The organism is Pseudoclavibacter sp. Marseille-Q434, from assembly GCF_050315415.1.
In the GTDB taxonomy this organism is placed as follows: domain Bacteria; phylum Actinomycetota; class Actinomycetes; order Actinomycetales; family Microbacteriaceae; genus Pseudoclavibacter.
Window position 1 is genome coordinate 273,925 of record NZ_JBNPQH010000001.1, and the last position, 25,842, is coordinate 299,766.

At 70.0% G+C, this 25,842-nt stretch carries 24 protein-coding genes, 1 tRNA gene and 1 pseudogene; 13 read left to right on the forward strand and 13 right to left on the reverse strand.

The window, feature by feature from the left end:
• Positions 1 to 74 precede the first annotated feature (74 nt).
• From ACQFZP_RS01360 to aztB, 5 genes are all read right to left on the reverse strand, one after another.
• A complete protein-coding gene (locus ACQFZP_RS01360; RefSeq protein WP_104312463.1) occupies positions 75 to 743 on the reverse strand; it encodes an AIM24 family protein in 669 nt (222 codons plus the stop codon).
• Positions 744 to 929: 186 nt separating this feature from the next.
• Positions 930 to 1,910, reverse strand: coding sequence for a hypothetical protein (locus ACQFZP_RS01365; protein WP_307852714.1), 981 nt, complete (start codon positions 1,908 to 1,910; stop codon positions 930 to 932).
• 271 nt (positions 1,911 to 2,181) lie between these two features.
• Positions 2,182 to 3,123 carry a zinc ABC transporter substrate-binding protein AztC gene (gene aztC / locus ACQFZP_RS01370; protein ID WP_211890092.1) on the reverse strand — a complete coding sequence of 314 codons (942 nt, stop codon included), beginning with the start codon at positions 3,121 to 3,123 and terminating at the stop codon, positions 2,182 to 2,184.
• Positions 3,124 to 3,125: 2 nt separating this feature from the next.
• Positions 3,126 to 4,442 carry a hypothetical protein gene (locus ACQFZP_RS01375; RefSeq protein ID WP_211890093.1) on the reverse strand — a complete coding sequence of 439 codons (1,317 nt, stop codon included), beginning with the start codon at positions 4,440 to 4,442 and terminating at the stop codon, positions 3,126 to 3,128.
• Positions 4,424 to 5,311, reverse strand: a complete 888-nt coding sequence (aztB, locus tag ACQFZP_RS01380) for a zinc ABC transporter permease AztB (protein WP_307852715.1) — start codon at positions 5,309 to 5,311, stop codon at positions 4,424 to 4,426. Before aztB ends, ACQFZP_RS01375 begins: the two co-directional genes overlap by 19 nt.
• A gap of 54 nt (positions 5,312 to 5,365) precedes the next feature.
• Here aztB and ACQFZP_RS01385 point away from each other — a divergent pair, with 54 nt between their 5' ends.
• From ACQFZP_RS01385 to ACQFZP_RS01395, 3 genes are all read left to right on the forward strand, one after another.
• Positions 5,366 to 6,085 carry a metal ABC transporter ATP-binding protein gene (locus ACQFZP_RS01385; RefSeq protein WP_211890095.1) on the forward strand — a complete coding sequence of 240 codons (720 nt, stop codon included), beginning with the start codon at positions 5,366 to 5,368 and terminating at the stop codon, positions 6,083 to 6,085.
• Positions 6,086 to 6,163: 78 nt separating this feature from the next.
• A complete protein-coding gene (locus tag ACQFZP_RS01390; RefSeq protein WP_211890096.1) occupies positions 6,164 to 6,748 on the forward strand; it encodes an HdeD family acid-resistance protein in 585 nt (194 codons plus the stop codon).
• 5 nt (positions 6,749 to 6,753) lie between these two features.
• Positions 6,754 to 7,209 carry a DoxX family protein gene (locus ACQFZP_RS01395; protein ID WP_211890097.1) on the forward strand — a complete coding sequence of 152 codons (456 nt, stop codon included), beginning with the start codon at positions 6,754 to 6,756 and terminating at the stop codon, positions 7,207 to 7,209.
• 91 nt (positions 7,210 to 7,300) lie between these two features.
• Here the strand turns inward: ACQFZP_RS01395 and ACQFZP_RS01400 are convergent, their stop codons facing one another.
• The gene (locus ACQFZP_RS01400) at positions 7,301 to 8,593 is read right to left on the reverse strand and encodes a low temperature requirement protein A (protein WP_211890098.1); all 1,293 of its coding nucleotides are present in this window, start codon (positions 8,591 to 8,593) and stop codon (positions 7,301 to 7,303) included.
• 135 nt (positions 8,594 to 8,728) lie between these two features.
• On the opposite strand from ACQFZP_RS01400, the gene ACQFZP_RS01405 reads away from it, so the two are divergent.
• From ACQFZP_RS01405 to ACQFZP_RS01430, 6 genes are all read left to right on the forward strand, one after another.
• Positions 8,729 to 9,340, forward strand: coding sequence for a GNAT family N-acetyltransferase (locus tag ACQFZP_RS01405; RefSeq protein WP_283245116.1), 612 nt, complete (start codon positions 8,729 to 8,731; stop codon positions 9,338 to 9,340).
• Positions 9,341 to 9,480: 140 nt separating this feature from the next.
• A complete protein-coding gene (locus tag ACQFZP_RS01410) occupies positions 9,481 to 10,629 on the forward strand; it encodes a peroxidase-related enzyme (RefSeq protein ID WP_211890100.1) in 1,149 nt (382 codons plus the stop codon).
• A 60-nt stretch (positions 10,630 to 10,689) separates the two neighbouring features.
• On the forward strand, positions 10,690 to 11,763 hold the full coding sequence (locus tag ACQFZP_RS01415; RefSeq protein ID WP_211890101.1) for an ABC transporter substrate-binding protein: 1,074 nt from the start codon (positions 10,690 to 10,692) through the stop codon (positions 11,761 to 11,763).
• The gene (locus ACQFZP_RS01420; RefSeq protein WP_211890102.1) at positions 11,763 to 12,863 is read left to right on the forward strand and encodes a FecCD family ABC transporter permease; all 1,101 of its coding nucleotides are present in this window, start codon (positions 11,763 to 11,765) and stop codon (positions 12,861 to 12,863) included. The genes ACQFZP_RS01415 and ACQFZP_RS01420 overlap by 1 nt, the downstream gene beginning before the upstream one ends.
• A complete protein-coding gene (locus ACQFZP_RS01425) occupies positions 12,860 to 13,645 on the forward strand; it encodes an ABC transporter ATP-binding protein (RefSeq protein ID WP_104253794.1) in 786 nt (261 codons plus the stop codon). Before ACQFZP_RS01420 ends, ACQFZP_RS01425 begins: the two co-directional genes overlap by 4 nt.
• Positions 13,645 to 15,582, forward strand: coding sequence for an FAD/NAD(P)-binding protein (locus ACQFZP_RS01430; protein ID WP_211890103.1), 1,938 nt, complete (start codon positions 13,645 to 13,647; stop codon positions 15,580 to 15,582). The genes ACQFZP_RS01425 and ACQFZP_RS01430 overlap by 1 nt, the downstream gene beginning before the upstream one ends.
• A gap of 185 nt (positions 15,583 to 15,767) precedes the next feature.
• On the opposite strand, the gene ACQFZP_RS01435 is transcribed toward ACQFZP_RS01430, so the two are convergent.
• Positions 15,768 to 17,000: an MFS transporter gene (locus tag ACQFZP_RS01435; RefSeq protein ID WP_211890104.1), complete on the reverse strand. Its 1,233-nt coding sequence runs from the start codon at positions 16,998 to 17,000 to the stop codon at positions 15,768 to 15,770.
• Positions 16,993 to 17,436 (reverse strand): ArsR/SmtB family transcription factor, encoded by a 444-nt coding sequence (locus tag ACQFZP_RS01440; protein WP_211890105.1) that lies wholly within the window; start codon positions 17,434 to 17,436, stop codon positions 16,993 to 16,995. Before ACQFZP_RS01440 ends, ACQFZP_RS01435 begins: the two co-directional genes overlap by 8 nt.
• 118 nt (positions 17,437 to 17,554) lie before the next feature.
• Between ACQFZP_RS01440 and ACQFZP_RS01445 the strand changes: the two genes are divergently transcribed.
• The 3 genes and pseudogenes from ACQFZP_RS01445 to ACQFZP_RS01455 all read left to right on the forward strand — a co-directional run bounded on the left by ACQFZP_RS01445 (position 17,555) and on the right by ACQFZP_RS01455 (position 22,290).
• Entirely contained in the window at positions 17,555 to 18,880 is a 1,326-nt protein-coding gene (locus ACQFZP_RS01445) for a GNAT family N-acetyltransferase (protein ID WP_211890106.1), read from the forward strand.
• A 75-nt stretch (positions 18,881 to 18,955) separates the two neighbouring features.
• Entirely contained in the window at positions 18,956 to 20,329 is a 1,374-nt protein-coding gene (locus tag ACQFZP_RS01450; protein WP_211890107.1) for a hypothetical protein, read from the forward strand.
• A 218-nt stretch (positions 20,330 to 20,547) separates the two neighbouring features.
• A pseudogene (locus ACQFZP_RS01455) lies at positions 20,548 to 22,290 on the forward strand (choice-of-anchor G family protein).
• A gap of 128 nt (positions 22,291 to 22,418) precedes the next feature.
• Here the strand turns inward: ACQFZP_RS01455 and ACQFZP_RS01460 are convergent.
• Positions 22,419 to 22,562 carry a hypothetical protein gene (locus tag ACQFZP_RS01460; protein WP_167516459.1) on the reverse strand — a complete coding sequence of 48 codons (144 nt, stop codon included), beginning with the start codon at positions 22,560 to 22,562 and terminating at the stop codon, positions 22,419 to 22,421.
• A 53-nt stretch (positions 22,563 to 22,615) separates the two neighbouring features.
• Positions 22,616 to 22,969, reverse strand: a complete 354-nt coding sequence (locus tag ACQFZP_RS01465) for an MmcQ/YjbR family DNA-binding protein (RefSeq protein ID WP_211890110.1) — start codon at positions 22,967 to 22,969, stop codon at positions 22,616 to 22,618.
• Between the two features lie 111 nt (positions 22,970 to 23,080).
• On the opposite strand from ACQFZP_RS01465, the gene ACQFZP_RS01470 reads away from it, so the two are divergent.
• Positions 23,081 to 24,112 carry an NADPH:quinone reductase gene (locus tag ACQFZP_RS01470; protein ID WP_211890111.1) on the forward strand — a complete coding sequence of 344 codons (1,032 nt, stop codon included), beginning with the start codon at positions 23,081 to 23,083 and terminating at the stop codon, positions 24,110 to 24,112.
• A gap of 36 nt (positions 24,113 to 24,148) precedes the next feature.
• On the opposite strand, the gene ACQFZP_RS01475 is transcribed toward ACQFZP_RS01470, so the two are convergent.
• The 3 genes from ACQFZP_RS01475 to ACQFZP_RS01485 form a co-directional block, all read right to left on the reverse strand.
• Positions 24,149 to 24,982 (reverse strand): SDR family NAD(P)-dependent oxidoreductase, encoded by an 834-nt coding sequence (locus ACQFZP_RS01475; RefSeq protein ID WP_249311994.1) that lies wholly within the window; start codon positions 24,980 to 24,982, stop codon positions 24,149 to 24,151.
• 60 nt (positions 24,983 to 25,042) lie between these two features.
• Positions 25,043 to 25,585, reverse strand: a complete 543-nt coding sequence (locus tag ACQFZP_RS01480; RefSeq protein WP_211890112.1) for a DinB family protein — start codon at positions 25,583 to 25,585, stop codon at positions 25,043 to 25,045.
• Between the two features lie 65 nt (positions 25,586 to 25,650).
• Positions 25,651 to 25,725 (reverse strand) — tRNA-Arg (locus tag ACQFZP_RS01485).
• Positions 25,726 to 25,842: the final 117 nt, after the last annotated feature.

Sequence of the window (25,842 nt, forward strand, 5' to 3'; positions counted from 1 at the left end):
CAGCTCAGTGCGCTTGAACCGACGTCGACGACGAACTCGGTGCCGCCCTTCAGCGCCGAACCTGCCCGGTCTCCTCAGGCGGTGGCGACGATCGGCACGCCCTCGCTCGGCTGCACGACGACGAACCCGGGCCCGTGGAATGCCAGCTGGAACGACTCGCCCGAGCCGCGGCCGATGAGCGAGCCCATCTTGAAGTCGTTCTTGATGGTCGGCTGCAGGTTCTGCGACCAGCAGATCGCCGCCTGCGGGTCGACGAAGGTGGGCTGCACGGAGCAGTCGAGGACCATGGGCGGGCCGTCGCTCGAGACGGCGACGGTGCCGTGTCCGCCGACCTCGAGGTTGAAGAGGCCGCCCGTCATCATGCCCGCGTTCGCGAGCATCTTGATGTCCCACTGCAGGTTCGCGTCGAAGGCGAGGAGGTTGGACGTGTTGATGGTGATGCCCTCGCCCTCGAGCGTGAGCGTGAAGACGTCCGCGCCCTGGCGGGCGAAGAAGACCTCACCCTGGCCGCCGACGCGCATGAGCGAGCCGCCCTCGCCCGAGACCATCTTCTTCATGAACTTGCCGAGGCCGCCGGAGCCCTCGTGCTTGAAGTCGAACTGGCCCTGGTAGGCGACCATGGCGCCCTTGGCCGCGAGGACCTCTGGGCCGAAGCCGACGCGCAGCATCTTCTTCGACTGCAGCACCCAACGCTCGGTGCTCTGGCTCTCCCGGTTCGCTTCCGCGAATAGCTCGCTGCGCATGCTCATTCTCCTTGTCGTCTGCTTCACTGAAGCACGATGCCTGCAATCGCGGGGCTGAGGGCCTCGCTGTTCAGAATCATATTGCCGTTCGCTTGCGGGGCGCATGGGGAGTGCTCCCCATGCGCCCCGGGTTTCGCTCAGGCTCGTGCGGTACTGCCGAGCCGCGGAATCCTGCGGGTGGCCGCTCTAGCTCAGCGCGATCTCGTTCGGCACACCGGGGAGCGTCTCCGAGGTGGTGATCTCCTCGGTCTCGAGGTCGACCGCGTGGATGCTGCTGGTCGCCGGGTCGGTGACGTACGCGATGCCGTCCTGCACCTTCAGCGCGGGGTGGGCATCCTGCCACTCGGCCGGCCCCTCCCACGCGTCGATGACCGGGATCGAGGTGATGAGCGAGCCGTCCGCCTCAGAGAAGAGGTGCAGCGAGCCATCGGAGCCGAGGATGATCGCCTCGTTGTCCGAGCCGCGACCGAGGTCGCGGAAGGTGTAGCCGACACCCTCGGGGAGCTCGTGCACCGAGATGGTGCCGGCCGCCGTGTCGACGAGGCTGAAGGCCTGGAGGAGGTAGCCCTCGGCGTCCGGATCCGACTTGTAGTCGCCGAGCGCGATGGCCGATTCCTCGGTCGTGAACATGTTGCCGATTCGACCGAAGTCGTCCGGCGACGAGAGCTTGGTGATCTCGCCGTTCGCGTAGGCGAGCGCGCCATTCTCGCACCCCACGATGACGACCTCATCCTTCACGGTGCCCTCGCCGTGCACGCCGGGGCACTCGGTCGAGCGGGCGACCTCGTTGCCGTCGGCGTCGGTCGCGACGATGCCGGTGCGGTCGCTGAGCGTGGTCACGAACGTGCCGTCGGAGAGCTCGATCGACACCCCGTGGTGAGCGGCGTCGCTCTCGACCGTCGTCGTCTCCGGCAGCGTCGTGTTGTCGGCGAGGAGCGCATCCGTGTCGAAGATGACGGAGTCGCCGGTGCCGTCGAAGAACAGCACGGTCTTGCCGGCGTGCGGCACGGCGTGGCCGGCCTTGGAGCCCTCGAACGTGAGGCCGGTCAGGGCCGGCTGCTGGGTGTCGAGCACCTGGAATCCGGTCTCGGTCGTCACCAGCACGTTCTGGCCGTCGCCGACGGGGTTGACGCGCGTGAATCCCTCGATGGGCACGTCGCCGACCACCTCGAGGGTCGCGGCGTCGAGAACGACGAGTCCGCCGTCGTAGGTGAGCGTGACCGTCTCGGATGCAGGTGCGGAGGCGGACCCGGGGGTTGCCGCCGCTTCACCGGGGCGGCCGGGGTGGTCTGCGCGCAGCCGGTCAGGGCGAGGATGCCGAGGGCGGTGACGGCGATGGCGCCGCGCGTCTTCGATGGTGATGCGATGGTCATGGAGACCTTTCTGTGTGCGGACTTGCTTCTGGGATGGGGGATCGTGGTCGGGGCCGGTCGGAGCATCAGGGCGCGAGGCCTGAGGTGATGCGCTCCGTGTTGGCGCGCATCATCTCGAGGTAGCTCTCGGCACCGCCGCCCGCCGGGGTGAGCGATTCCGTGAACAGCGGCTCGACGCGCACGTCGATGCCAGCCTCGTTCGCGAGGGCGCGGGCGAGGTCGTCCGGGCTCGATGCATCGGCGAAGATCGTGGAGACGCCGGCGGTCGTGATGTCCGCGCTGAGCTCGGCGAAGTCGGCGGCGCTCGGCGCGGCCAGCGTCGTCCCACCGGGGATGACGGTGCCCACGATGGTGAAGCCGAACCGGTCTGCCAGGTAGCCGAAGACGTGGTGGTTGGTGACGAGGCTCTTCGACGCGCTCGGGATGGTGTCGAACTGGGCCTGCATCCACGTGTCGAGCTCGTCGAGCTGACCGGAGTAGTCGGCGACCGAGGCATCGAGCGCCGCCTGGTCGAGGCCGTCGACGTCCGTCGAGAGCTGGCGGCTCAGGGCGTCGACGACCGCCGACATCCTGGCCGGGTCGGTCCAGAAGTGAGGGTCGTCCATGCCTTCCGCGTCCCCTTCCGTGTAGGCGAGTGGCTCGAAGGCGTCGCTCGCGACGAAGTGGGGGATGCCCGCCGCGTCGACCTGCGTGAGGTGCTGCGCGACTCCCTCCTCCAGGCCGAGCCCGTTGGAGACGACGAGGTCGGCGTTCTCGATGGAGGCGGCCTCCTGCGCGGAGAGGCTGAAGGAGTGCGGGTCGGCGCCGGGTCTCATGAGGGTCGTGACGGTGGCCTGGTCGCCGACGAGCTCGGTGACGACGTCGCCGAGGATGTTCGTGGTCACGACGATCTCGGGTCGGTCGTCGGTTCCCGTCGCGCCGCAGGACGCGAGACTCGCCGTGATGGTCACGGCGGCGAACGCGGCGGCGATCGTCCGGAGGGTCGGGGGCTGGGTGCGGCTGGTCATGGTCAGTTCCCCGTCTCGAAGGCGAAGGCCGGGGCGGAGGAGAGGTCGAGGGTGCGGGCGATGCGGGCGCTGTCCTTGTAGTCGATCTCGTGCAGGTCGGTGGAGGCTGGAGTGCTCAGGTAGGCGCGGCTCGTGTCGACGGAGAGGTGGACGCTCGCGGCGGAGTCCGGGGTGCCGATGAGCCCGGCCTGCGTGCCGGTCACCTCACCGGTCTCCCCGTCGATGACCAGCAGCGTGCCTTGGCGGTCGACAGCGACGATGCGGCTGCTGTCGTCGGCGACTGCCACGGCGGTGAGGATCGGGTCCGCAGTGGGGATGAAGCTCAGCTCCTGCGTTCTGGACGAGGCGAGCCAGATGCCTGCGTCTCCGGCCGGGCCTGCGACGGCGGGCCGGTGCGGGCGGTTCTCGAGCGAGCTCGCCGGGCCGACGGGTGCAGCGCCCTGGGCTGTCGTGCTGCTGACCGCCGGATAGGCGACCTTGGTGAGGGCGGGGGCCGCGGACTCGGCGCCTGCCTCCGCGGCAGCTGCGAACACGAGGCCGTCGGAGCACGCGAAGGTCGCACCGAGGCTCGTCTGCTGGACGTCGCCCAGTCCCGGGCATTCGACGTCGACGCCCAGGTCCTGACCGTCGAGCGAATAGGCGCCCAGCGTCGGCGCTCCGCCTGGCGACTCGACGCTGCTGGCGACGACCGCATCGCCGACCGGGGCTGCGGCCGCACCGTGGGCGGTGGACTCGACTCGGGCGAGCTCGACCACCTCGCCCTGTCCGAGTGCGTGACGATCGAGGATGACGGTGGTCCCGGAGTCTTCGAAGCTGAGGGCTGCGACGGCCTCGTCCGAGGAGACGCGGGCGGGTCCCGCCTCCGCGAGCTCCCCGGTGATGCCCGGAGCTGTGCGGTAGTAGTGCACGTGGTCGCCGTGCGGCACCGTCCACACACCCGTGTCGATCACTTGCGTGGTGCCGTCGCCGTCAGCTCCGGACCCCGTGAAGACGAATCGCCCATCGCTCGCCGCCCAGACGGGGTTGGCGACGGAGTCGAGCGTCGAGCTCTCGCCAGTCAGGAGGTTGAGCACGTTCACGGAGCCGTCCGCTCCGATGCTCGCGATGCTCGACTGGGCTTCCGTGAGCTCCTCGGCGCCGGCGACGAAGCCGTGCGGCTGCTCCTCGGGCGCAGCGCTTCCGGCGGGCGCCGCATCCTCGGGAACGGGGGAGGCGCACCCGGCGAGGGTGAGCATCCCGACCGCCGCCAGGGTGGCGACGAGGGGGTGTCGACGAACGGATGCGGGGGAGAGGCGGAGGGTTAGGCGTGTGCGGGGCAAGACGTGACGCTTTCTGCTGGAGCGGTGGATGCGGAGGAGGTGCGGGCGTGCGCGCCGCGGAGCCGGGCCGGACGCACGAGCGCGGCGACGGCGACGGACAGCACGGCGGCGAGCGCGATGGCGGGGCCGGCGGCGATCGCGAGGTGCCAGGAGGCGTAGAGGCCGACCACCACAGCGGCGACGCCGATGGCGCTGCCGAGCGCCATGATGCCGACGACGCTCTTGCGTGTGAGGGATGCGGCGGCAGGCGGAGCCAGGAGGAGCGCCGTCACGAGCAGGGTGCCGATGGCCTGATACGACGCGATGACGGCGAGCGCGACGAGCGCGATGAGGGCGAGGCTCGCGCGCTCCGGGCGCAGGCCGAGGGTGAAGGCCTTGCGCTCGTCGAAGGCGAGTGCCGTGAACCCGCGGTGGAAGAAGGCGAGTCCGGCGACCGCGAGCACGAGGGATGCGCCGATGAGCCAGAGCTCTGCCGGTCCGATGGCCAGCACGTCGCCGAACAGCATGGCCGTGACGTCGACCGCGAAGCTCCCCGATCTCGAGACGATCGCGATGCCGAGCGCGAGCATCCCGACGAAGAGGATGCCGATGGCGGTGTCGTTCGAGAGGCGGGTGCGCTTCGTCAGGGTGCGCACGCCGACAGCCATGACGGCGGCAGAGGCGGCGGCGCCGGCGACGGGCGGGAAGCCGAGGAGCACAGAGAGTGCGACGCCGGGCAGGATGCCGTGGGCCAGCGCCTCGCCGAGGAAGGCCATGCCGCGCAGCACGACCCAGGTGCCGACGCAGGCGCACAGGACGGCGGCGAGGGAGCCGCCGATGAGGGCTCTGGCGAAGAAGCTCGCTTCGAGGGGATCGGTGAGGAAGGGCACGAGGAAGGACCGTAGCATAATGAAAACGCTTCTCATTACCGATAGGGTTCGAGCATGGCCGCCCTCACCACACTCGCGAACGCAACTGTCCGCTACGACTCCCACGAGGCGCTCGCGGGAGTCTCGCTCGAGATCGCCCGCGCCGCGATCACGGTCGTCGTCGGACACAACGGCTCAGGCAAGAGCACGCTGCTCGGCGTGCTCGCCGGAACCACGCCGCTCACCTCCGGATCACTCGAATGGCACGACTTCGACGCATCCCCTGGGCGGATCGCCTTCGTGCCGCAACACGCCCGACTCCCAGAGGCCTTCCCGATGACCGTCGGGGCAGCGGTCGCGATGGGCAGGTGGGCCGAGCGAGCACGAACCGGCCTCCGCCTGCGCCGTCGAGCGCACGCGGATGGGCGCCGGAGCTCCGACGCCCAGCACGTGCGCGAAGCCATCGAGCAACTCGGCCTCGGCCCTCTGCGCGGACGGCTCCTCGGCGAGCTCTCCGGCGGCCAACGGCAGCGCACGCTCATCGCGCAGGGCATCGCGCAGGACACCGAGCTGCTCCTCCTCGACGAGCCGACGGCAGGCGTCGACGCCGAATCGAACGAGCGCATCGCAACCTGCCTCGCCGCACTCGCGGCACGCGGCAGGACGATCGTCGTCGCGAGTCACGACGCCCACGAGATCTCGGCGGCAGACGCCGTCATCACCCTCAGGGACGGTCGGAGGATGGACGAAGAGCCCACGCCGTCGGTGGGCCTGCGACGCGCGCTTCGTCACTAGGATGACGGCAACCCCTCGCTCTCCGGACGAGGGGCGTCGACGCCGCGCGCGGCGCATCCCCCGCTGAAGGAGTCCGCAGTGAGCCAGTCCACCCCCATCGTGCGTTTCAACCTCAACCCGACGCGCCTGAGCCCGAAGCAGGTGACGACGCTGCGCTGGATCTTCGGCATCGGCGGCGCAGTCGCACTCGCCCTCGGCATCGTCGCGTTGGCCTTCCCCGAGAAGGCGCTCACCGCCATCGCGTGGGTCTTCGGCATCTTCTTCGTGTTCACCGGAGTGCTGCGTCTCGTGCGCGCCATCGTCTCCAAGGGGCTCCCCACCGGGTGGCGCGTCTTCAACGCGGTGGTCGGCCTGCTGCTGATCGCCGGTGGAATCCTCGCGCTCGTGCAGCCCGCGGCGCTCATCGACGCGCTCGGCATCCTCATCGCCATCACCTGGATCATCGAGGGCATCGCATCGCTCGCGGATGCGTCCCCCGACCAGTCGCGCTGGTTCGCGATCATCTCGGGCGCGCTCAGCATCGTCGCAGGTCTGCTGATCCTGCTGTGGCCGGCTGGGATCGTCGTCGTGATGCTCTGGATCGTCGCGTTCATCCTCATCATCGGCGGCATCACGCAGCTCGTGATGGCATTCCGGTTCGGCAAGACGGCCCGGAAGGCGTGACGATCATGGCGATCAAGAGCACGGATATCCGACTCGCCGACGAGGCACCCACCTCGCGGCTTCGGACCGTCAAGCGCGTGCTCCTCGGCGGCTTCCTCGTCTTCGCGGGGGTCACGCACCTAACCGTCGCGCGGGATGAGTTCAAGGCGCAGGTGCCGAAGTCGGTGATCAGGTACGCGCCCCTGACGACCGACCAGGTGGTGCTCGCATCCGGAGTCGCCGAGATCGCGCTTGGCCTGTCGCTGCTCTTCGCCCGTCGAGCCCAGCGGCCGACCGTCGGCTGGGTGGCCGCGGCGTTCTTCGCGGCCGTGTTCCCCGGCAACCTCGCGCAGTTCGTGCACCGCCGGGACGCGTTCGGGCTCGACACCGACAAGAAGCGCTTCCTTCGCCTCTTCTTCCAGCCCGTGCTCATCGCCTGGTCGCTGTACGCGACCGGAGCCTGGCGCCGCCGCGTCAGGTAGGAGGGGCGGGCGCGCGCGAGCCGCCGCCAGTCTCGTCCCGGGCGCCAGCAGACTCGGGATGGGTGGAGACGCGGCGGCACCCGCGGCGGAGCTAGTGGGGCGCGGGCGCGTCCTGCTCGATGCGGTCGAGGTGCGCCGCGGCGTGGCGGTGCCCCACCGACTCGTAGCCGATCACGACGACGACGGGTGCGAGCATCCCGACGAGCAGGCTGACCGAGATGCTGGCGCCGTTGGCGGCCATGACGACACTGGCAGCGAGCACGGCGACGGATGCGAGCGCGAGCAGCGTGTGGAACGCGTCGATCGTGCGCAGCAGGTACGAGTAGAGCGTGAACACCGTGAGCAGGAAGATCAGCACGGGGATCGCGACGGCGAGCACCGCCGTGACGTCGCTCACGTGGTAGTGCTCGTCGAACGTGTACGCCACGATGTGGAGACCAGCTCCGGTCGCGGCGATCGACGCGAAGATGAAGAAGTGGCCGTAGCCCCACGGGAACGAGCGCTCGCGGTGGACGTGCAGCACCTCGGCCGCTGGCACCATGAAGTACACCCACCACATGCCGAAGATGAGCACCATGCCGACGACGACGAGCACGATCGCGTCGAAGCTCCAGCCGTACTCGGTCGTGATGGTCGTGACGGCGGCGATCGTGCCGAAGACCCCTTCTCCGAGCGCGATGATCGCAAGCAGCGAGTAGCGCTCGGCGATGTGGTGCGCGTGCCAGGGCGTTGCCGTGCCGTTCTTGGCACCGCGGCTTTCGGCGACGAGAGGGCCGGCGATCTCGACGAGGAGAGCGAGGAGCCCGCCCAGCAATGCGAAGACGAGCGTGAGCGGCAGGATCGCGACGACGATCCAGAGGATCTGGGCGACGGAGACGAAGACCGCGTACGTCATGGCCGTCGTCCGGTACCGCGAGCCGCCCCTGGCCGCGCGGAGCCACTGGCAGACGAGTGCGACGCGCATGACGACGTAGCCCGCGATCATGACGCGGTTGTCGAGCACCTCGCCGTGATCGATGGACTCGAACATGGCCGGGAGCCCGAGGGCGAGGATGACAACGCCCGCCATCTGCACCATCGTCAGCAGCCGGAAGAGCCAGTCGTCGGTGTCGAAGGCCGAGGCGAACCAGGAGAAGTTGATCCAGGCCCAGACCAGCGAGAACATCGCGAAGCCGAAGCCGATGATCGCGGGCACCGTGTGTCCCTCCGCGATGCCGTGGGCGAAGAGATTCCCGGCGGCGGCGAACGACGCGGCGAACGCGAGGTCGTAGAGCAGCTCGAGCGGCGTCGCGGCGCGCCCCTGCTCGTGGGTGTCGCGACCGAGCATCCGCTGGAGTCCGTGGTTCAGCCGCCGCGGGGCAGGCGTGAGCGTTTCTGAGGTCATGAAGTCGTCCGATCTGGCGAAGTGAGCGAGCTTCGGAGGTCTCGCAGACCGACGCTGATGTTCCCCCACCGGCTCCGAAGCCTGTACATGTTACGTCGTCCTCCGCGTTCCCGCGCGTCGTCTCCGACTGAGCACATGTGCAGATGCGACACTGCGGGGGTGGATGCACACCTCCGACCATGGGTGGCCGACGATGCCCCTGCCCTTGCGAACGCGATGCGAACGTCGCCCGATCTCGCAGCGCAATTCCCGGGAGGGGTGCCTTCGACGGAACTCGACTTCGTCTCGTACATGGCGCAGCACCTCGTCTCCGGCACGGCGAAGCACGACTTGGCGATCATCGTCGACGGCATCGCCGTCGGCAACGTGGGGCTCAGCAACATCGAGCACGTGCACCAGACGGGCTGGGCCTACTACTGGCTTGCGAAGGGGGCGCGGGAGGGCCTCGCCACGCGGGGCCTCGCGACGATCGCCGACCTGGCGTTCACGGAACTCGGCCTCTTCCGCCTCGAGCTGGGGCATCGAACAGGCAACGCCGCGTCCTGCCGCGTCGCGAGCCGCGCTGGCTTCCGGCCGGAGGGCATCGAACGACAGAAGCTGCGCTACGGGAAGCAGCGCTTCGACGTGGAGACGCACGCGCGCCTGACGCTCGACCCGGTGCCGGACATCGAGCTCATCCCGCGCACGGCCTCCTTGACCGGACCCCGGCAGCCGGATCTGACGCGCCCGGATCTCGGCACCGCCTGACCGAGCGCGAGCGATGCGGGACCGGTGTCCCGGTCGGGTGCCGTCGAGTTCATGCGGGGTAACGCAATTGCACGGGGCCCCGCCGGTGGTGGCAGTTTGGTATCTGATCTCCCCCGAACTCCACTGCTGAGGACCCCCACGTGCGCATCTCCCCGACGGTTCCCGAGTCGATCGCCTCGCTGACGGCAGCCAAGCCCGAGGTCATCGAGCAGACGCTCGCCGCCTACTCGGCGCTCTACGAGGCACCCCAGGCGCTCGAAGCCACGCTTCTGCACGGGTTCGCCCGCACGGTGGCCCGCTGGCAGGGCAACGCCCAGCTCGCGGAGTGGCACCTCGCGCAGGGCGCGGACGCACGCCTCGTCGGCGACGAGCTGCCCGCCGACCCGAAGCTCCGTGCGCTTGTCGAGCACGTCGACCTCATCACGGTGTCGCCGGCGCTCGCGACCCACGAGGACCAGCACGTGCTGCCGCTCACCGGCGTCACCCCTGACGAGATCGTGCTCCTGAGCGAGCTCGTCGCGTTCGAGAGCTACCTCGCGCGCGTGCTCGACGGCGACGCGCTCCTCGCAGGCCGGTCGCCGGAGCGGGTGGATGCGCCTGCGCGCTCGACGGTCGCGGCCGGCCGCTCGAAGGACCTGAGCGGACGCACGATCTCCGGCCTGCAGAAGCCGACCGCGTACACCCAAGAGCAACTCGAGTGGTCGCCGTGGATCGCCGCTCCCGCGGAGGACGAGCTCACTCCCGAGCAGGTCGATTCCTTCGCCGCGAAGGCCACCACCAACAGCGTCTACTTCAGGCTCCTGTCCCGCGTTCCCGCCGTGCTGAAGGCGCGCAGCGCGATCGACAACGCCGTCTTCCTGAGCAAGGACGGACTGCCGCGTGCCGAGCGCGAGCTCGCGGCGGCGGTCGCCAGCAAGGTCAACGACTGCATCTACTGCGCGTCCGTGCATTCGCGGAAGGCGACGTTCCAGTCGAAGCGTCACGACGACGTCCAGCTGGTCATCGACGCGAGCCTGCCGAGGGACGCGAACTGGCAGCCGACCGCGCTCGAGGCGCTGAGTGCGAAGCAGGATGCACGCTGGTCCGCCATCATCCGCTTCGCGGCCAGCCTCTCGACGCTGCGCCCGAGTGCGACGCCCAGCCAGATCGAGGAGCTCCGTGCTCTCGGCCTCGACGACGCCGAGCTGTTCGACCTCGTCGGGTCGACCGCGTTCTTCGCGTGGGCGAACCGCCTCATGCTCAGCCTCGGCGAGCCCAACTGGCCCGCGTCCGCCGCGTCCGCCAGCTGAGCATCCCGACCCTCTTCCTCGCACCTTCTTCTGCACCCCCAGCCACCGAGAGGTTCCCCTATGCCCATCGCACGTCGACTTCCCGCCGCCATCGCGGCCCTCGTCGCCAGCACGCTGCTGCTCACCGGCTGCGGCACCGTCACCCCCGAGGGCGGGGCCGACGCCGAGACGATCACCGTCATCGACGACCAGGACCGCGAGGTCACCATCGACGGACCCGTCGAGCGCGCGGTCGTGCTCAACAGCTACGGCAACGAGTTCGTGCGTGCGATCGGCGCGGGCGACACGGTCGTCGGCGTCGACCGCGCCTCCATCAACCGCCTCCCGTACCTGCCAGTCGACGAGGCAGACGTCATCGCCGAGGGCCTCGACCAGATCAACTACGAGGCGGTCGCCGAACTCGACCCCGACGTCGTCATCATGCCCCGCAACGCCGTCTGGCGTGAGGCTGCAGAGCAGCTCGAGTCGTTCGGCATCCCCGTCGTCGTCGCGACCGCGTGGGACTACGCGGTCTTTGACGAGACCGTGAGCCTCCTCGGACAGGTCTTCCAGAAGGAAGAGGGCGCGCAGGCGGTCACCGACTTCTCGAGCGAGATCCTCGACGTCGTCGCGGAGCGCACCGAGGGCGTCGAGCCCGTGCCCGTGTACTGGGAGACAGTCGACCCGTACCTGACGGTGCTCCCCGGCTCCGGCTTCCACGCGATCATCGAGGCGGCCGGCGGCACCAACGTGTTCGAGAACGCCGCGGGCGGCGGTGACGAGCAGGAGGAGATCACGGTCGACCCCGCCGAGGTCGTCACCCGCAACCCCGCCGTCATCGTGCACGAGTTCGAACCAAGCGCCACGCCGACAGGCCAGGAGCGCTTCGATTCGCTCGGCGCGGAGATCACGGCCCGCCCGGGCTGGTCGAACGTCGACGCCATCAAGAACGGTGAGGTGTACCTCGCGAACGGATGGGCGACCAGCGCCGTCGCGAAGTCCATCGGCGCGCTCTACCTGGCGAAGTGGCTGCACCCGGAGGAGTTCTCCGACGTCAACCCCGACGAGTTCCTCGAGCGCTGGGTCGTCGACTTCCAGGACACCGACTTCCCCGGTGCAAGCGAGTACATCCAGCAGTACCAGGCGGGCGCGTAGTGACGGTCGCGGCACCAGAGGCCGGCACAGGCTCGGCCGGCGAGCAGAACGCGGTCGCGTCGAGCGAGCGCAAGCGCGCCAACGTCAAACGGCTCGCGATCGTCGGCGGCCTGATCGTGAGCGCGCTCGCGATCATCGCCGCCGTCACGATCGGCACGGCGGGCGTTACATTCGGGGACGTCTGGGCCGCGGTCGTGCTGTCGATCTTCGGCGGCACGCTCGAGAACGACTTCGCCCAGAAGTTCTCGATCGTGACGGAGCTGCGCCTGCCGCGTGTGCTGCTGGCCTTCGCCGCCGGCGCGGGACTCTCGCTGTCCGGCGTGCTCATGCAGGGGCTGCTGCGCAACCCCCTGGTCAGCCCCTTCACCCTCGGCGTCTCGCCCGCGGCCGCGTTCGGCGCAGCCCTCGCGATCACCATCGCGGGCGGCACGACCCTCCCGTCGTGGGCGATCATCGCGAGCGCGCTGGTCGTCTCCCTCGCCGTGTCTGCGCTTGTGCTCGGCCTCGCATCCGCCAAGGGAATGGCGATCGCCACCCTGCTGCTGCTCGGCATCGCCATCACGCAGCTCTTCGAGGCGCTCACCGCCGCCCTGCAGTTCACGGCCAACGAGAACACGCTGCAGGCGATCGTGCGATGGACCTTCGGCTCGGTGAACGACGCGACCTGGGGGGACGTGCAGACGGTCGGGATCCTGGTGCTCGCGACGATCCCGTTCGTGCTGTGGTTCGCGAAGGACCTCAACGCCGTCGCCTTCGCCGGCGACGACGCCGCGAAGAGCCTCGGCGTGAACGTGCAGGCGCTTCGCGTGGGGCTCATCATCGTGGCGGTTGTCCTCGCCGCGGTCATCGTGAGCTTCTGCGGCGTCATCGGCTTCGTGGGCCTCGTCGGGCCGCACATCGCGCGCCTCATCATCGGCGCGGACCACCGCTACCTCATCCCGTTCTCGGTGGTCACCGGCGGCCTCCTGCTGCTCGTCGCCGACACGGTCGGGCGCACGATCCTCGCGCCCGCCGTCATCCCCGTGGGCATCGTCGTCGCCTTCATCGGCGCGCCCATCTTCATCCAGCTCATCCTCACGAGGAAGACGGCCCTCAAATGAGCCTGACGATCGACGGCATCGAGTTCGCCTACGGCAAGCACAAGGTGCTGAAGGGTGTGAGCCTCGAGGTGCAGGACGGCACGTTCTGCGCGCTCCTCGGCCCCAACGGCTCCGGCAAGTCGACGCTCACGAAGGTCATCGCCCGCGTGCACAAGCCCAGCGAGGGCACCGTCACGTTCGACGGCACGGATGTGCTGAGCCTCGGGAGGCGCGAGCACGCTCGGACGGTGGCCTACGTGCCGCAGTCCGGCGAGGCTCCGTTCGATCTGACCGTGCGGGAGGCGGTGCTCCTCGGCCGCACCCCGCACTACGGCATGGCCCCCGGTGCCGAGGACTGGCGCCACGTGCAGGACGCCATCACGCTGCTCAACCTCGACGAGCTCGTCGACCGCAACATGTCGGAGCTGTCCGGAGGGCAGGCGCAGCGTGTGCTCGTGGCCAGGGCGCTCGCGCAGGACCCGAAGGTGCTGCTGCTCGACGAGCCGACCAGCGCCCTCGACCTGCGCTACCAGATCGAGACGCTGCAGATCGTGCGCCGCATCACGCGCACGAAGGGCATCACGGCGCTCATCGCGATCCACGACCTCAACCACGCCGGCCGCTTCTGCGACCAGATCGTCATGCTCGACCAGGGCACGATCATCAAGAGCGGCACGCCAGCCGAGGCGCTGCAGGAGGACACCCTCAAGCAGGTCTACGGGCTGCGCGTGACGGTCGAGGAGCGCGAAGGCTTCGTCGAGGTGCGCCCCGTCGTCGAGGACGACCTGGAGTACCGCATCTGATGTTCGACGCCGTCATCGTCGGGGGAGGGCCGCGCGCCGTCGCCACGGCGCTCCGGGTGGCGGCTCGCCGGCCCGCGACGCGCATCCACCTGGCCATCGTCGACGCGATCGACGTCGGCGCCGGGGCGACCTGGCGCATCGACCAGCCGGCCGAGTTCCTCAACAACACGACGTCCGGTTCGACGACCATCCACGCCGACGAGTCGACCAGGATGTCCGGGCCCGTGGTGCCAGGCCCAGACCTCGTCGACTGGGCGGAGGCGATCGTGCAGCGCGGCGAGCACCCCACCCCGTGGGTCCTGGACGAAGCCCGAGCCGTCCGGCCCGGGAGCTTCCCTTCGAGACGCCTGCAGGGCATCTACTTCCGCGAGCAGCTGGAGGCCGCCGAAGCGAGCGGGTACGTCAGCGTCACTCGCATCGAGGGGACAGCCGTGGATGTGCGTGGCGACGGTGCCGCAACGCGCACCGTGGTCCTCTCCGACGGCACCGAGCTGACGGCGTCGGTCGTGGTGCTCGCCCAGGGCATGGTGCAGGCGCTGCCGAGCGAGGAGACGGAGCGATTCGAGCGAGCCGCTCGCGAGCGGGGCCTCGTCTACATCGCACCGGGAATGCCAGCCGAGCAGGACTGGGCGGTCGTGCCCGGGGGCGAGGACGTCATCGTCCGCGGCCTCGGCGCGAACTTCTTCGATGTCGTCGCCGTGCTCACGGCGGGCCGCGGAGGCAGGTTCGAGCCCATCGCGGGCGACGAGAGGGGCCGACTGCGCTACCTGCCCTCCGGCCGGGAGCCGCTCCTGCACGCAGGCTCGCGCCGCGGCGTGCCGTACCGTGCGAAGGCTGACGGCTGGGCGGAGGCGACACCCTTCTCCGCCCGACTCGCCGACCGTGCCTGGTTCGACGCGCTCGCCGCGGCGGAACCGGCATCGCTCGACTTCCGCCGAGACGTGTGGCCCGCGATCGCCCGCGAGTTCGCCGTCGCGTACCTGACGGCACTCGCCGGCTGGGCCCCGGGAGCGATGCTGGTGCCGCTGGACGCCGCCCTCGAGGAACTCGACCGGGCGCAGGACGTGGCCGCTCTCGACGAGGTGCTCACCGCATCGATCGACCAGGACCTGGACGATGGAGCGCACGCCTTCACGATCGACTCCCTCCGCCGGCCCACGCGAGGCGAGCAGGTGACGGCAGAGCAGTGGGCGCGGCAGGTCGCGCAGCTCGTCGAAGCGGAGCTCGGCTCCATGTCCGCACCGGACACGCACCCGCGCGCCGCCGTCAACCGCGCGATGGGCGCGCTCCGAGGCCAGGCCGGACGGCTCTCCGCCGCCGGCGTCCTCGAAGGGCGATCCGCCGTGCTGGACTTCGAGGGGTGGTTCAACGCCGACGGCCTGTTCCTCGCATCCGGCCCGCCCTCAGGGCGCACCCGCGAGGTCCTCTCGCTCATCGACGCCGGGATCCTCCACCTCACCGGGCCCGAGACCGAGGTCTCCCTCGACGAGGCAGCAGGCGAGTTCGTCGCCCGCTCGGCGATCACCGGCGCCGTCGTCCGGGCCCGCGCGCTCATCGAGCCCCGCATGTCCAAGGGCAAGGTGCCCGCCACGAACGACCCGCTGCTCCGAGCACTGCTCGACTCAGGCCGCGCCCGCGTGCACACGCGGCGCTCGCGGGACGGTGTCGACGTGGAGACGGACAGCATGGAGGCGACCGGGGCAGTACTGGACGATCACGCGCCAGGCCTCAACCTCGTGCGCGGCGACGGCTCCGTGGACGAGCGTGTCGTCGTGCTCGGGATACCGGCGCTCAGCACGCAGCCTGGCAGCGCGATCGGGGCGACCCCGGGCAAGCCGTCGCCGCTGCTTGCGGGTGCGGATGTCGCGGCCAGGCAGATCATCGCGGCCGCGCGGTCGAAGCCGCAAACGCCGGGTGTGGGACAGCTGCGGGCCTGAGACGGGCCCAGCCGCGCCGCGCATCCCCCCTCCCTCTCGGGATGGCCCCTCTCTCTCGGGATAGGCCCCTCTCTCTCTCGGGATGGGCCGTGCCTCTCGGGATGGGAAAGTCGCTTCGTGCTGGGAAGTTTCCCGCAAAGAAGCGACTTTCCCATCCCGAGACCGAGACCGAGCGCGGCGCGAGCTCAGACCTGGGCGGGCTCCGGGCGTCGATCGTGCGCGCCACGACCTGCCCAGGTCAGCGCGGCGACGACCGTCGCGACAAGGCTGACCCCGCCGAGCACCACGGCGGTCGGCGCGAGTCCGAGCCAGGCGCCGAGGAAACCCGCCGCCGGGTAGCAGAGGATGTAGCAGGCATGCGAGAGCGAGAACTGGGCCGCGAAGACGGCCGGCCGCTCATCGCTCGACGCCGCCCGGCGCAGGAGGCGAGACGACGGGGTCAGCACGAGTGAGGTGGCCGCGCCGAGGAGCGCCCACACCGGGAGGGCGAGCATCCACCCCAGCTCGCTCGACGTCGAGAGGGCGCCGGCCGCAGCGAGGAGGCTGACGGGGACCAGCGCGGCACCTGCGAGCATCACCCTGCGGTCGGAGACTCGCTCCAGCACGCGCGGCAGGCCGAGCGCGACGAGCATGGACCCCGCACCGGAACACGCGAGCAGCACGGCGAGGTCGGATTGCGGCCGCCCGAGTTGCGCCTGCACGAGCACGACGGAGTTGACGATGACCATCGCCGTCCCGGCGGCGACCGCCAGGTTGAGTGCCAGGAGCGCCCTGAGGTCGCGGCTGCGCCAGAAGACCCGGATGCCCGCGGTCAGTCGAGCGAGGAAGGGGCTTGGCGCGGCGAGCGCGACGCTCGGGAACCTGGTCGCGGCGACCAGGGTTGCCGAGACGAGAAAGCCGACGACGGTGCCGACGAACAGGGAGTTGTAGGTGACGACCGTCAGCAGGAGGGCTGCGAGGACGGGGCTTGCGAGCGCCTCGAGGTCGTAGGCGAGGCGGGAGAGTGAGAGTGCGCGTGTGTAGCGGCGCTCGTCCGGGAGCACGTCGGGGATCACGGCCTGGAACGTCGGCGTGAAGGTCGCCGACGCCGCCTGCAGCACGAAGATCAGCAGGTAGACCTGCCAGACCTCGCCCACGAACGGCAGCCCGAGAGCGATGGCGGCCCGGATGAGGTCGGCCGAGATGAGAACTCGCCTCCTCGACCACCGGCTCGTCACCGCGGCCATGACCGGGGAGACCACGACGTAGGCGATCATCTTGATCGTGAGCGCCGTGCCGAGCACGATGCCGGCGTCGCCGCCTGCGAGGTCGAACGCGAGGAGGCCGAGCGCGACCGTGAGGAGGCCCGTCCCGACGAGGGCGACGACCTGCGCCCCGAAGAGGTGCCGGAACGCCCGGTTCTCGAGCAGGTCACGCATCGGAGTCCCCAGCGGTGACCGGTCCGCGCGCGTCGTCGTTCCGGTGATGCGGCGGGATGGCGTCGGCGCCACCGACTCCGGCGACGGAGTGCTCGGCCTGGAAGATGGCATCCGCGACGAGACGCCTGGCGTGCCCGTTGATGAGCCGGTAGAAGACGCGCGTCCCCTCTTGTCTGGTCGCGACGATCCTCGCGAGTCGCAGCTTCGCGAGGTGCTGCGAGACGCTCGCCGGCGTCTTCCCGACGGCTTCGGCGAGGTCGTTGACGGCGTGCTCGCCGGTGCTGAGGACCAGCACGATGCGCACGCGGGTGGCGTCGGCGAGCATCCCGAAGACCTCGGCCGCGAGTTCGACGGTGGGGCTGTCCAGCTCGACGAGCGGTGCGGTGTCAGCGGGACCGAGCGAGGCACCCGTCGATGTCTGCTTATCTGCATGCATACGCAGATAATGTCACGTGGCCTCCGCCTGGTCCAGTGCGGCACCGGTGCGCCGGCTCGAATCGCCGCGCCAGACCGCCTTCAGGACGTAGCTGACGGGCGGGACCTACGCTGGAGGCATGTCTGCAGTTGAAGATTTCACGCGCTTCCCGATCGACGAGACCTCGAAGGCGAAGCTCGCCGAGTCCGGCCTGCGCTACGAGACGCTGGACGCGAGCGACGCAGCTGGCTTCGCCGCGTGGGCGCGGGCCGACCTGCGCGGGTTCCTCGCGGCAGAGCCCAGCGAGAAGCACCTCGAGGGCATGCGGGCATCGCTCGGCTACCGGCGCACGACTGGCGTCTGGGACGATTCCGCTCCCCAGGCGGATGAGCCCGTCGCGACCACGAGCTCGTGGCCAGCCGAGCTCACGCTGCCAGGCGGCACCCAGCTGCGCGTGTGGGCCATCAGCTCGGTCACCGTCTCGCAGGCGCGCCGCAGGCGGGGGATCGCCAGGAACCTGCTCGAAGGCGAGCTGCGCACGGCGGCTGCGCTGGGCATTCCGCTCGCGGCGCTCACCGTCTCCGAGTCGACGATCTACGGGCGCTTCGGATTCGGGCCCGCGACCTTCGCGGCGAACCTCAGCATCGACACCCGTCGCGTTCGATGGAGCGGCCCCACGCCGAATGGTCGCGTCGACTACGTCAGCCGCGAGCAGTGGGTGGAGCAGATCGCGGGCCTCTTCGACACCGCCCGGACGTCGACGGTCGGCGAGATCGAGGGCTGGGACGGCATGTGGCCGCGCCTCGCAGGAACGGTGCACGACGAGGAGGGTGAGGGCAAGAAGCTCCGAGCCGTCACCTATACGTCGGAGTCCGGCGAGCTGCAGGGGGCGGCGCTCTTCAAGTACGAGGGCGGAGACAACGATTACGCGAGCCACACGCTGAGCGTCGAGTTCCTCCGCTCGGTGAGCGATGACGCGTACGCGGCCCTCTGGCGCTTCTTCCTCGAGGCGGACCTCGTCTCCACCGTCAAGGCGGAGCACGTCGCCGTCGACGAGCCGGTCAGGTGGATGCTCGGTGACCAGCGGGCTGCGAGCGTCACGACGACGGATCACCAGTGGCTGCGGATCCTCGATGTGAAGGCGGCGCTGGAGGCGCGAAGCTACGCGTCGCCTGGAGTGCTCGGCCTGGAGGTCGAGGATGCGCTCGGATTCGCGGACGGGTCGTTCCTCCTCACGGTCGGCTCGGACGGGGCCGGAAGCGTCGAAGCGGTCGACCGCCTCCCGGAGGCGGTGCCTGCGGTGCGCCTGCGCGTGGATGCCCTCTCGTCGCTCCTGCTCGGTGGGGTCGCACCCGCCGCGCTTCGCGCAGCAGGGGTGCTCAGCGAGGTGACGGACGGGGCGAGCGCTCAGGCCGCGCGCCTGTTGCGGGTCTCGCCGGAGCCCGCTCCCGGCATCTGGTACTGAGCCGGGCTGCGGGGCGCTCCGCCGGCGGTGAACATCGACAGCTTCGCCCGGTGACGCGCAACTAGAATCTGCGGCATGGCATCTGGATTCTGGGGGCGCGCTCGCCGCGCGAAGCAAGCGCAGCAGGCCGAGATCGACGCTCACGACAAAGACCTGGCGATGAAGGCGGGAGTGGCGCTGGTCGACGCCGACGAGCGCATCCGCCTCATGAACGACGAGCTGTCGTTCGCGGAGGCCGAGCTCGGCTCGGGTGCCACGCAGGACCTCAGGGACACGCTCGTCAATGTGCGCAAGTACATGGGCGAGGCGTTCCATCTCAATCAGCTCAACGTCGACGACATCCCGGACACGCCAGAGGAGCTGCGCACCAGGAACGCGCGCATCGTGCAGATCTGCGAGTGGGCGATGGGCCTGCTCGAGGAGAAGTCCTCTGTGCTGGAAGAGGCTGTCGCGGTGGTTCGTCAGACCCCAGCCGTGCTGGAGGGCGTCAAGCGCGACTCGGAGCGTCTCCGGGCGCGCATCCCTGACGCGCAGGCGAGCATCGATCGGCTTGCGCTCCGGTACTCGGATGCCGCACTTCACCAGGTCGGCGACAACCCGGCGGAGGCGGCGCAGCTGCTCACCTTCGCCGAGCACAGTGCCGACGTGTCGCTGCGTCGACGCGAGGCGGGCCAGAACGAGCAGTCCCGGCTCGCGCTCGAGGCATCGACGGAGGCCGTGCGCCGAGTGCACACGCTGCTCGACGCCGTCGAGAACTACGAGATCGAGGCGCTTCGTGCCGAGTCGACGCTCGCCGCGGTCATCGCCGATTCCCGAGGCGACCTCGTCGCGGCGCGAGACGTGCCGCGCAGTCGCGAGGTGGAGGAGGCAGCCGAGCGGCTCACAGAGGCGCTCGCCTCGCTCCCTCCGGCGGGTGAGCGTACCGACCCGTTCGCGTCGCTCTCGCGACTCCGGGCTGCGAACACGGGGCTTGACGAGGCGGTGGCGAAGGCGAGGGATCGAGCGGCGCGCCCCATCCCGTCGCAGGCGCAGGTCGCGACGGCGATCGATGACGCAGACCGGCAGATCGCCGTCGCGAACGACGTGATCTCCGGGCACCGAGGGTGGATCGGGTCCGCGCCGCGGACGCGCCTGGCCGAGGCCGAGCGCATCCGGAACGAGCTCGTCAGCTACCGCGGCGGTGAGGAGGAGCGTGAGCAGGCCCTGTCGCTTGCACGGCGGGCGGGTTCGCTTGCGAGCGAGGCGCTGCAGCTCGCGCAGCGCGACATCGACCAGTCGCGCCCACAGCAGCAGCAGGGTTACGACGAGTGGGGCCAGCCGCGCGGTGGCGGATACCAGGGCGGGTACGGCGGTCGCGGGGGTCGACGTGGTGGCGACATGGGGGACGTCGTCGGGGGTGTGCTCGGCGGTCTCATGATCGGCGGACTGCTCGACGGGATGTTCGACTAGGGCACTGTTTCACGTCCCTCACCGTTCGGTTGGTTGAGATGGGTGAATATCCGGGTGAATCACCACGTGTGACGCGGATATGTGGATCAGACTCCAGGACGCTGTGGTACTGCGCTATGTTCTTGTCCTAGCGCGTGATTTCGGAGTCGAAGTACCCAGCGTCTCCGACGCACGTGGTCCCACTGCCATTCGTCCCCCCAGCGAAAGAGTGCCGCCGAATGCCCAGCACATCCCAAGAATCATCTGCCCAGACCCCGCAGGTGCCGAGTGCCTTCGCGGCGACTCCGACACGCACCGGGACCGTCACACGTCGCTCCATCGTCGCCGGCGCCGCCTGGACGGCACCGCTCGTCGTTGCCGCCGCATCCGCGCCCCTCGCCGCCGCGTCACTGACGACCGCCGGCTGCCTCCCGACCGGCACCCTGTTCAACGCCGGCTCGAACGGTCGCCTCCTGAGTGGGACGCTGCTCGGCACGGAGCTGCTCGGCGGGCTGCTGGCCGGTCTCACGGGCGCCCCGACGCAGCTCTCGGGGAACACCGTCCAGGCCGACAACACGTCGCCGCTCGACGGAGTCATCGACCTGCTCTCCGGCGTGCTCCAGATCGTCACGGGGCCCCAGTCGCTCGGCCTCCTGAACCAGCGCTCCTACGCGAACCAGTACGGCACGACGGACGGCTCGAGCGGCGCGGTCGCGAACGACGGCCTCATCGCCCTGACTCCCGCCCAGAGCGAGCTGACGCTCGGAAACCTCGACCTCACGAAGGTCTTCACGCAGCTCGGCACTCTCATCGGCTCGCCGGTCGCTGCCGACCTCCTGAACTCGCTGACCGACCTCGACCTCGACATCGGGGCGGTGGCCGGCCGCACCTAGGCGAACGTCCTGTGCGTCCCGCCGCAGACCGTCGTCGGCACGCCGCCGGCGCCGAACACCACCACTGGTTCTGTCTCGGAGGCGTTCCGCGGTGCAACAGCCCCGCCCGTCACCGTGCAGCCACCGACCGGCGGCATCCAGCGCCAGTACATCCTCAGCCACCTGCGTGCCAAGGTGACCTCGGGAGTCGTCGGTGCGCTCGGCACGGCCCTCCAGACGACCATTCCGGTCAACCTCCCCGTCAGCACCCAGGCGATCTTCGACGTCCTCGCCGGTATCCCGCTCCTCAGCGGACTGGTCGCCGCGCTCGGCGGCGCCGCCGCGCTGAACGTCTCTGCCACCGTGGATCTCGCGGCCCTCACCGCTGCGCCCATCGGCGGGGCGAACTCGCCGCTTCGCCTCGACCTCACCGCCGGCACCGTCACGGTCGATCTCGCCACGCTGCTCAATACGCCGGATGGCAAGACCTTCAACAACCTGCCAGCCAACACCCGCCTGTTCGCCGACCTGGCACTGCCCACCAACGCCGTCGTCGCCGCGCTCAACACGCTCGTCGAGGACATCATCACGCGGCTCGCGGGCTCGATCGCGATCTCCATCACGGCGAGCGTGCTTGGAGGCGTCACGACCGTCAACATCAGCGGCACGCTTGCACAGTTCCTGGCCGGTCCGACGGGCGGAGCAACGGCAGTGATCCGTGTTGCCCTGGTCACTCTCAACCTCACGCCTATCCTCGGCACGCTCCTCGGCGGGATTGCGGGCGTCGTGGCGGGCACGGTCCGCAACCTGCTCGCTCCGAACGGCACGCTCAACGCGATCTTCACGCCGCTGAACAACCTGCTGTCGTCGCTGTTCAGCGCGCTCACGAACGTCCTCGTGATCACGATCAACGCGCAGAACGACGGATCGTCGAAGGATCCGTTCAGCAGCGTGCGCGTGCCGCTGCCAGCGGGAGGCACCATTCCCGCCTCGCCGACGTTCCGCGTCTTCGAGACGGCGGCGCTCCAGGTCGGGGCGATCGGGTTCCTGAACCTGCTCAACCTGTTCGTGGCTCGCGGCTCGAGCGGACCGAACCCGCTGCGCCCGTAACACCGACTGCGGGGTTCTCCGCAGAGAACGAGCCCCGTCGGCGCTTCCCAGCGCTGACGGGGCCCGTTCTCGTCGACGGAACCAGCGGTCTCCACGGGCCAGGCACCCCTGGGGGGCGCCAGTGCTGCCTACTTCGTCGAGCGGACCGAGAGCAGCTCGTACCCTTCCGGCACCATGGCTTCGATCTTCGACTTCGCTTCTTCGTAGGAGTCGGCTTCCGCCTCGATCGTCTCGCTCGCGACGGGACGGATGACTGCAATGACCTTGACCATCCGCTGATCATAAGGCTCTCGGTCGCCACTGTCGGAGAAGGACGCGACCGCCCCTAGTCGGTGTCGGTGTCGGCGTCGGCGTCGCGGAGGATGCGCTTCGTCGCCCTCGCCCGCCACGCCTCCTGCAGGACTTCGCCCAGTCTCGCCGCGGACACGGCCTCGAGCCGCACGAGCACGCTCGGGTGGCCGTCGTAGTGCGGGGTGGTGAAGAACGCCTCCGGCTCGCCCTGCAGGAGCGCCTCGCGCTCACCCAGATCGGCGCGCCAGCACACCAGCACTCCGGGCTGATCGTGGAAGCGTGCGAACATCTTCCTCCCGACGTAGAACGCCGGAGTGCCGTACGCGGTGCGCTCCTCGGTCTCGGGGAGCGCGAGCGCCAATCGCCGAACATCGTCGTCGCTGCTCATGACGCCATCGTGTCACTGCTTCTGCCAGGGAACCAGGCTGAGCGCGGAAATCGGCCGAGGAGGCTCGCCGAGCGGGGAATACCTCGCGCCTCGGCCGTGCTGGACCTTGGTATGAAGGCAATCGTCTACGCATCCACCGGTCCCTCCGACGTCCTCTCCCTGGTCGAGCGCGAAGTCGCGCAGCCGGGGCCAGGGGAGGTGCGCATCAGGGTCGTCGCCTCGGGCGTGAACCCGACGGACTGGAAGGCACGCGAGGGAGGCGGAGCCGGAAGCGCACTCGGCTTCGACGAAGTCGTCCCGAACCAGGACGGTGCCGGGGTCGTGGATGCGCTGGGCGAGGGCGTGACGGGGCTGGCGGTCGGCGACCGCGTCTGGCTCTACCTCGCGGCGCACGAGCGCCCGACGGGTACCGCGCAGGAGTTCACGGTGCTGCCCGCCGATCGGATCGTCGCCCTGCCCGAGGGCATCGACTTCGATGTGGCTGCCAGCCTTGGCGTGCCGGCCATGACGGCGCACCGGGCGCTGACCGTGCACGAGCACGGCCCCGCCCGTCTCTCGCCCGGGGCGCTCACCGGCCGCACGGTGCTCGTGCACGGTGGCGCCGGCGCGGTCGGGCACGCGGCGATCCAGCTCGCGGCGTGGGCAGGTGCGACGGTCATCACCTCGGTCAGCAGTGACGAGAAGGAGGCACTGGCTCGGGCTGCCGGAGCCCACCACGTGGTGCGCTACCCCGACCCCGCGCTCGCCGAGCGCATCCAGGAGCTCGCCCCGAACGGCGTCGACCACATCGTGGAGGTCGCGCCGACGCAGAATGCGGCGCTCGACGTCGAGGTCATCGCGAATCACGGCAGCATCGCCTACTACGCGAACAACAACGGCGACGAGTTCACCGTGCCCATCATCGCGAGCTTCGCGAAGAACGTCCGCTGGCAGGGACTGCTGCTGTACACGGTGGGGCCGGATGCGCTGCACGCGGCCGCCGAGGACGTGACGGCGGCGCTCATCGACGGTGCGCTGCCCGTGGGGGAGTCGGCAGGTCTGCCCATCACGTGGTTCCCGCTCGAGGAGACCGCGGCGGCGCACGACGCTGTCGAGGGTGGCGCGGTCGGGAAGGTGCTGATCCGCGTGGCTGACGAGGCCTGATCCCGACCCCGCGGTGCGGCCTCGCCCTCGGGGCCGTCACCCAGGGAAGCGGGGGTCGCGGCGATACTCGTCGAGCCTCGCGCCCAAGGCGGCGTGCACCTGTGGTGGGGCGTCGTCGCCGATCAGCAGTCGCACTCTCGTGTCATCCGGGTCGGCGACGTGCGCGAGGATCTCTGCGGCGGCATCCGCGGGCGAGGTGCCACTGGCCTGCGGCTCGTCGGTGGCCGACGCAGACGGCCACGGCACCTGCGGCGTCCCGAAGAGGCTTGTGCGCAGCTCGTCGTAGGCGGCCAGTGGCTCGCTGAACTGCATGCTGCCGCCGGCCCAGTCGGTGCGGAGCTCGCCGGGTTCCACGATCGTGACGCGCACCCCGAAGCTGGCGACTTCGGCGGCCATGGCCTCGCTGAACCCCTCGAGGCCCCACTTCGCCGCGTTGTAGAGGCCGAGCGTCGGCATGGTCCCAACCGCGCCGACCGTCGAGATCTGCACGATGTGCCCCGATCCCTGCTCGCGCATCCCGGGCAGCACCGCCTGGCTGAGCCAGAGCGGGCCGAGCAGGTCGGTGTCCAGGATGCCCCTCGCATCCTCCTCCGAGACCTCCTCGGCAGCCCCGATGAGCCCGTAGCCGGCGTTGTTGACGAGGACGTCAATCGCGCCGAAGCGGGTGGTGGCGCGGTCGACCGCCGCGAACGCGTCGGCTCGGTCGCGGACGTCGAGCGACAGCACCAGCAGGTGTTCGTGCGCCGGGAGCGAGTGCTGGCCGCGGGCCGTCGCGACGACGTCGTGGCCGGCATCGAGTGCGGCGATGGTGAGGGCGCGTCCGAGTCCGCGGTTCGCGCCGGTGATCAGCCAGGTCTGCGATGAGGTCATGTCCGCAAGGGTAGGAGGCGATCCTCGCCGAGACGTGTGTGCAGCGGGGAGCCGGAGTCCCTACTCGCCGACGCTCCCGTCGATCGCCTGGCGGAGCAGGTCGGCGTGCCCGTTGTGCCGCGAGTACTCCTCGACCATGTGGATGAGGATCCACCGCAGCCGCGGGATGCGGCCGTCCGAGAAGCCGCTCGCCGCGGGGTGCTCGAGGCCGCCGAGCTGGAAGGCGCGCTCGGCCGCGGCTCGTGACCGCGACACGGCCGCCTCCCACGCTGCGAGGAGCTCGGTGGGCTCGCTGTCGCGGGCGGTGTCCCACTCCCAGTCGGGCGTGGCTTTCCAATCAATCGAGGCCCACGGTTCGCGCGGCTCTTCACCGAGGAGGACGACGCCGAACCAGTCGTCCTCGACGTACGTGAGGTGCTTGACGAGGCCCCCGAGGGTCATTGTGCTGGGTGACAGCGTCTTCGCAAGGTCACCCGCGCTGAGCCCTGACACCTTCCAGGCGAGTGTGGCCCGGTGGAAGTCGAGGAAGCCGTTCAACGTCGACCACTCATCCTCGCCGAGCGGCGGCTCCGGGCGATGCTGCTCGTCGAAGATCGTCGTCATGGTCCGATCCTACGGACCCACTCGTGCCAGCGCGGGATTGCGGCCGCTGCGATGCACCGAAGAACTGGTGCCCCTGGAGGGACTCGAACCCCCAACCGTTTGCTTAGGACGCAACTGCTCTTCCATTGAGCTACAGAGGCTGGCGCGACAATGCTACCGGTGCTCGCGGACTTCCGCGCGCACTGCGACCCGCTGCAGCCTGGGAGCGGCCGGAAGTTCATCATGATTTCGCAACGAACGGGTCCGTGGACCGCTCG

Excerpts from the sequence above, each read along its gene's own strand:
- ACQFZP_RS01360 (WP_104312463.1), bottom strand. The coding sequence starts at position 743 with ATGCGCAGCGAGCTATTCGCGGAAGCGAACCGGGAGAGCCAGAGCACC.
- aztC (WP_211890092.1), bottom strand. The coding sequence starts at position 3,123 with ATGACCAGCCGCACCCAGCCCCCGACCCTCCGGACGATCGCCGCCGCG.
- ACQFZP_RS01385 (WP_211890095.1), top strand. The coding sequence starts at position 5,366 with ATGGCCGCCCTCACCACACTCGCGAACGCAACTGTCCGCTACGACTCC.
- ACQFZP_RS01395 (WP_211890097.1), top strand. The coding sequence starts at position 6,754 with ATGGCGATCAAGAGCACGGATATCCGACTCGCCGACGAGGCACCCACC.
- ACQFZP_RS01400 (WP_211890098.1), bottom strand. The coding sequence starts at position 8,593 with ATGACCTCAGAAACGCTCACGCCTGCCCCGCGGCGGCTGAACCACGGA.
- ACQFZP_RS01405 (WP_283245116.1), top strand. The coding sequence starts at position 8,729 with ATGTGCAGATGCGACACTGCGGGGGTGGATGCACACCTCCGACCATGG.
- ACQFZP_RS01415 (WP_211890101.1), top strand. The coding sequence starts at position 10,690 with ATGCCCATCGCACGTCGACTTCCCGCCGCCATCGCGGCCCTCGTCGCC.
- ACQFZP_RS01425 (WP_104253794.1), top strand. The coding sequence starts at position 12,860 with ATGAGCCTGACGATCGACGGCATCGAGTTCGCCTACGGCAAGCACAAG.
- ACQFZP_RS01430 (WP_211890103.1), top strand. The coding sequence starts at position 13,645 with ATGTTCGACGCCGTCATCGTCGGGGGAGGGCCGCGCGCCGTCGCCACG.
- ACQFZP_RS01435 (WP_211890104.1), bottom strand. The coding sequence starts at position 17,000 with ATGCGTGACCTGCTCGAGAACCGGGCGTTCCGGCACCTCTTCGGGGCG.
- ACQFZP_RS01440 (WP_211890105.1), bottom strand. The coding sequence starts at position 17,436 with ATGCATGCAGATAAGCAGACATCGACGGGTGCCTCGCTCGGTCCCGCT.
- ACQFZP_RS01445 (WP_211890106.1), top strand. The coding sequence starts at position 17,555 with ATGTCTGCAGTTGAAGATTTCACGCGCTTCCCGATCGACGAGACCTCG.
- ACQFZP_RS01450 (WP_211890107.1), top strand. The coding sequence starts at position 18,956 with ATGGCATCTGGATTCTGGGGGCGCGCTCGCCGCGCGAAGCAAGCGCAG.
- ACQFZP_RS01460 (WP_167516459.1), bottom strand. The coding sequence starts at position 22,562 with ATGGTCAAGGTCATTGCAGTCATCCGTCCCGTCGCGAGCGAGACGATC.
- ACQFZP_RS01465 (WP_211890110.1), bottom strand. The coding sequence starts at position 22,969 with ATGAGCAGCGACGACGATGTTCGGCGATTGGCGCTCGCGCTCCCCGAG.
- ACQFZP_RS01470 (WP_211890111.1), top strand. The coding sequence starts at position 23,081 with ATGAAGGCAATCGTCTACGCATCCACCGGTCCCTCCGACGTCCTCTCC.
- ACQFZP_RS01475 (WP_249311994.1), bottom strand. The coding sequence starts at position 24,982 with ATGACCTCATCGCAGACCTGGCTGATCACCGGCGCGAACCGCGGACTC.
- ACQFZP_RS01480 (WP_211890112.1), bottom strand. The coding sequence starts at position 25,585 with ATGACGACGATCTTCGACGAGCAGCATCGCCCGGAGCCGCCGCTCGGC.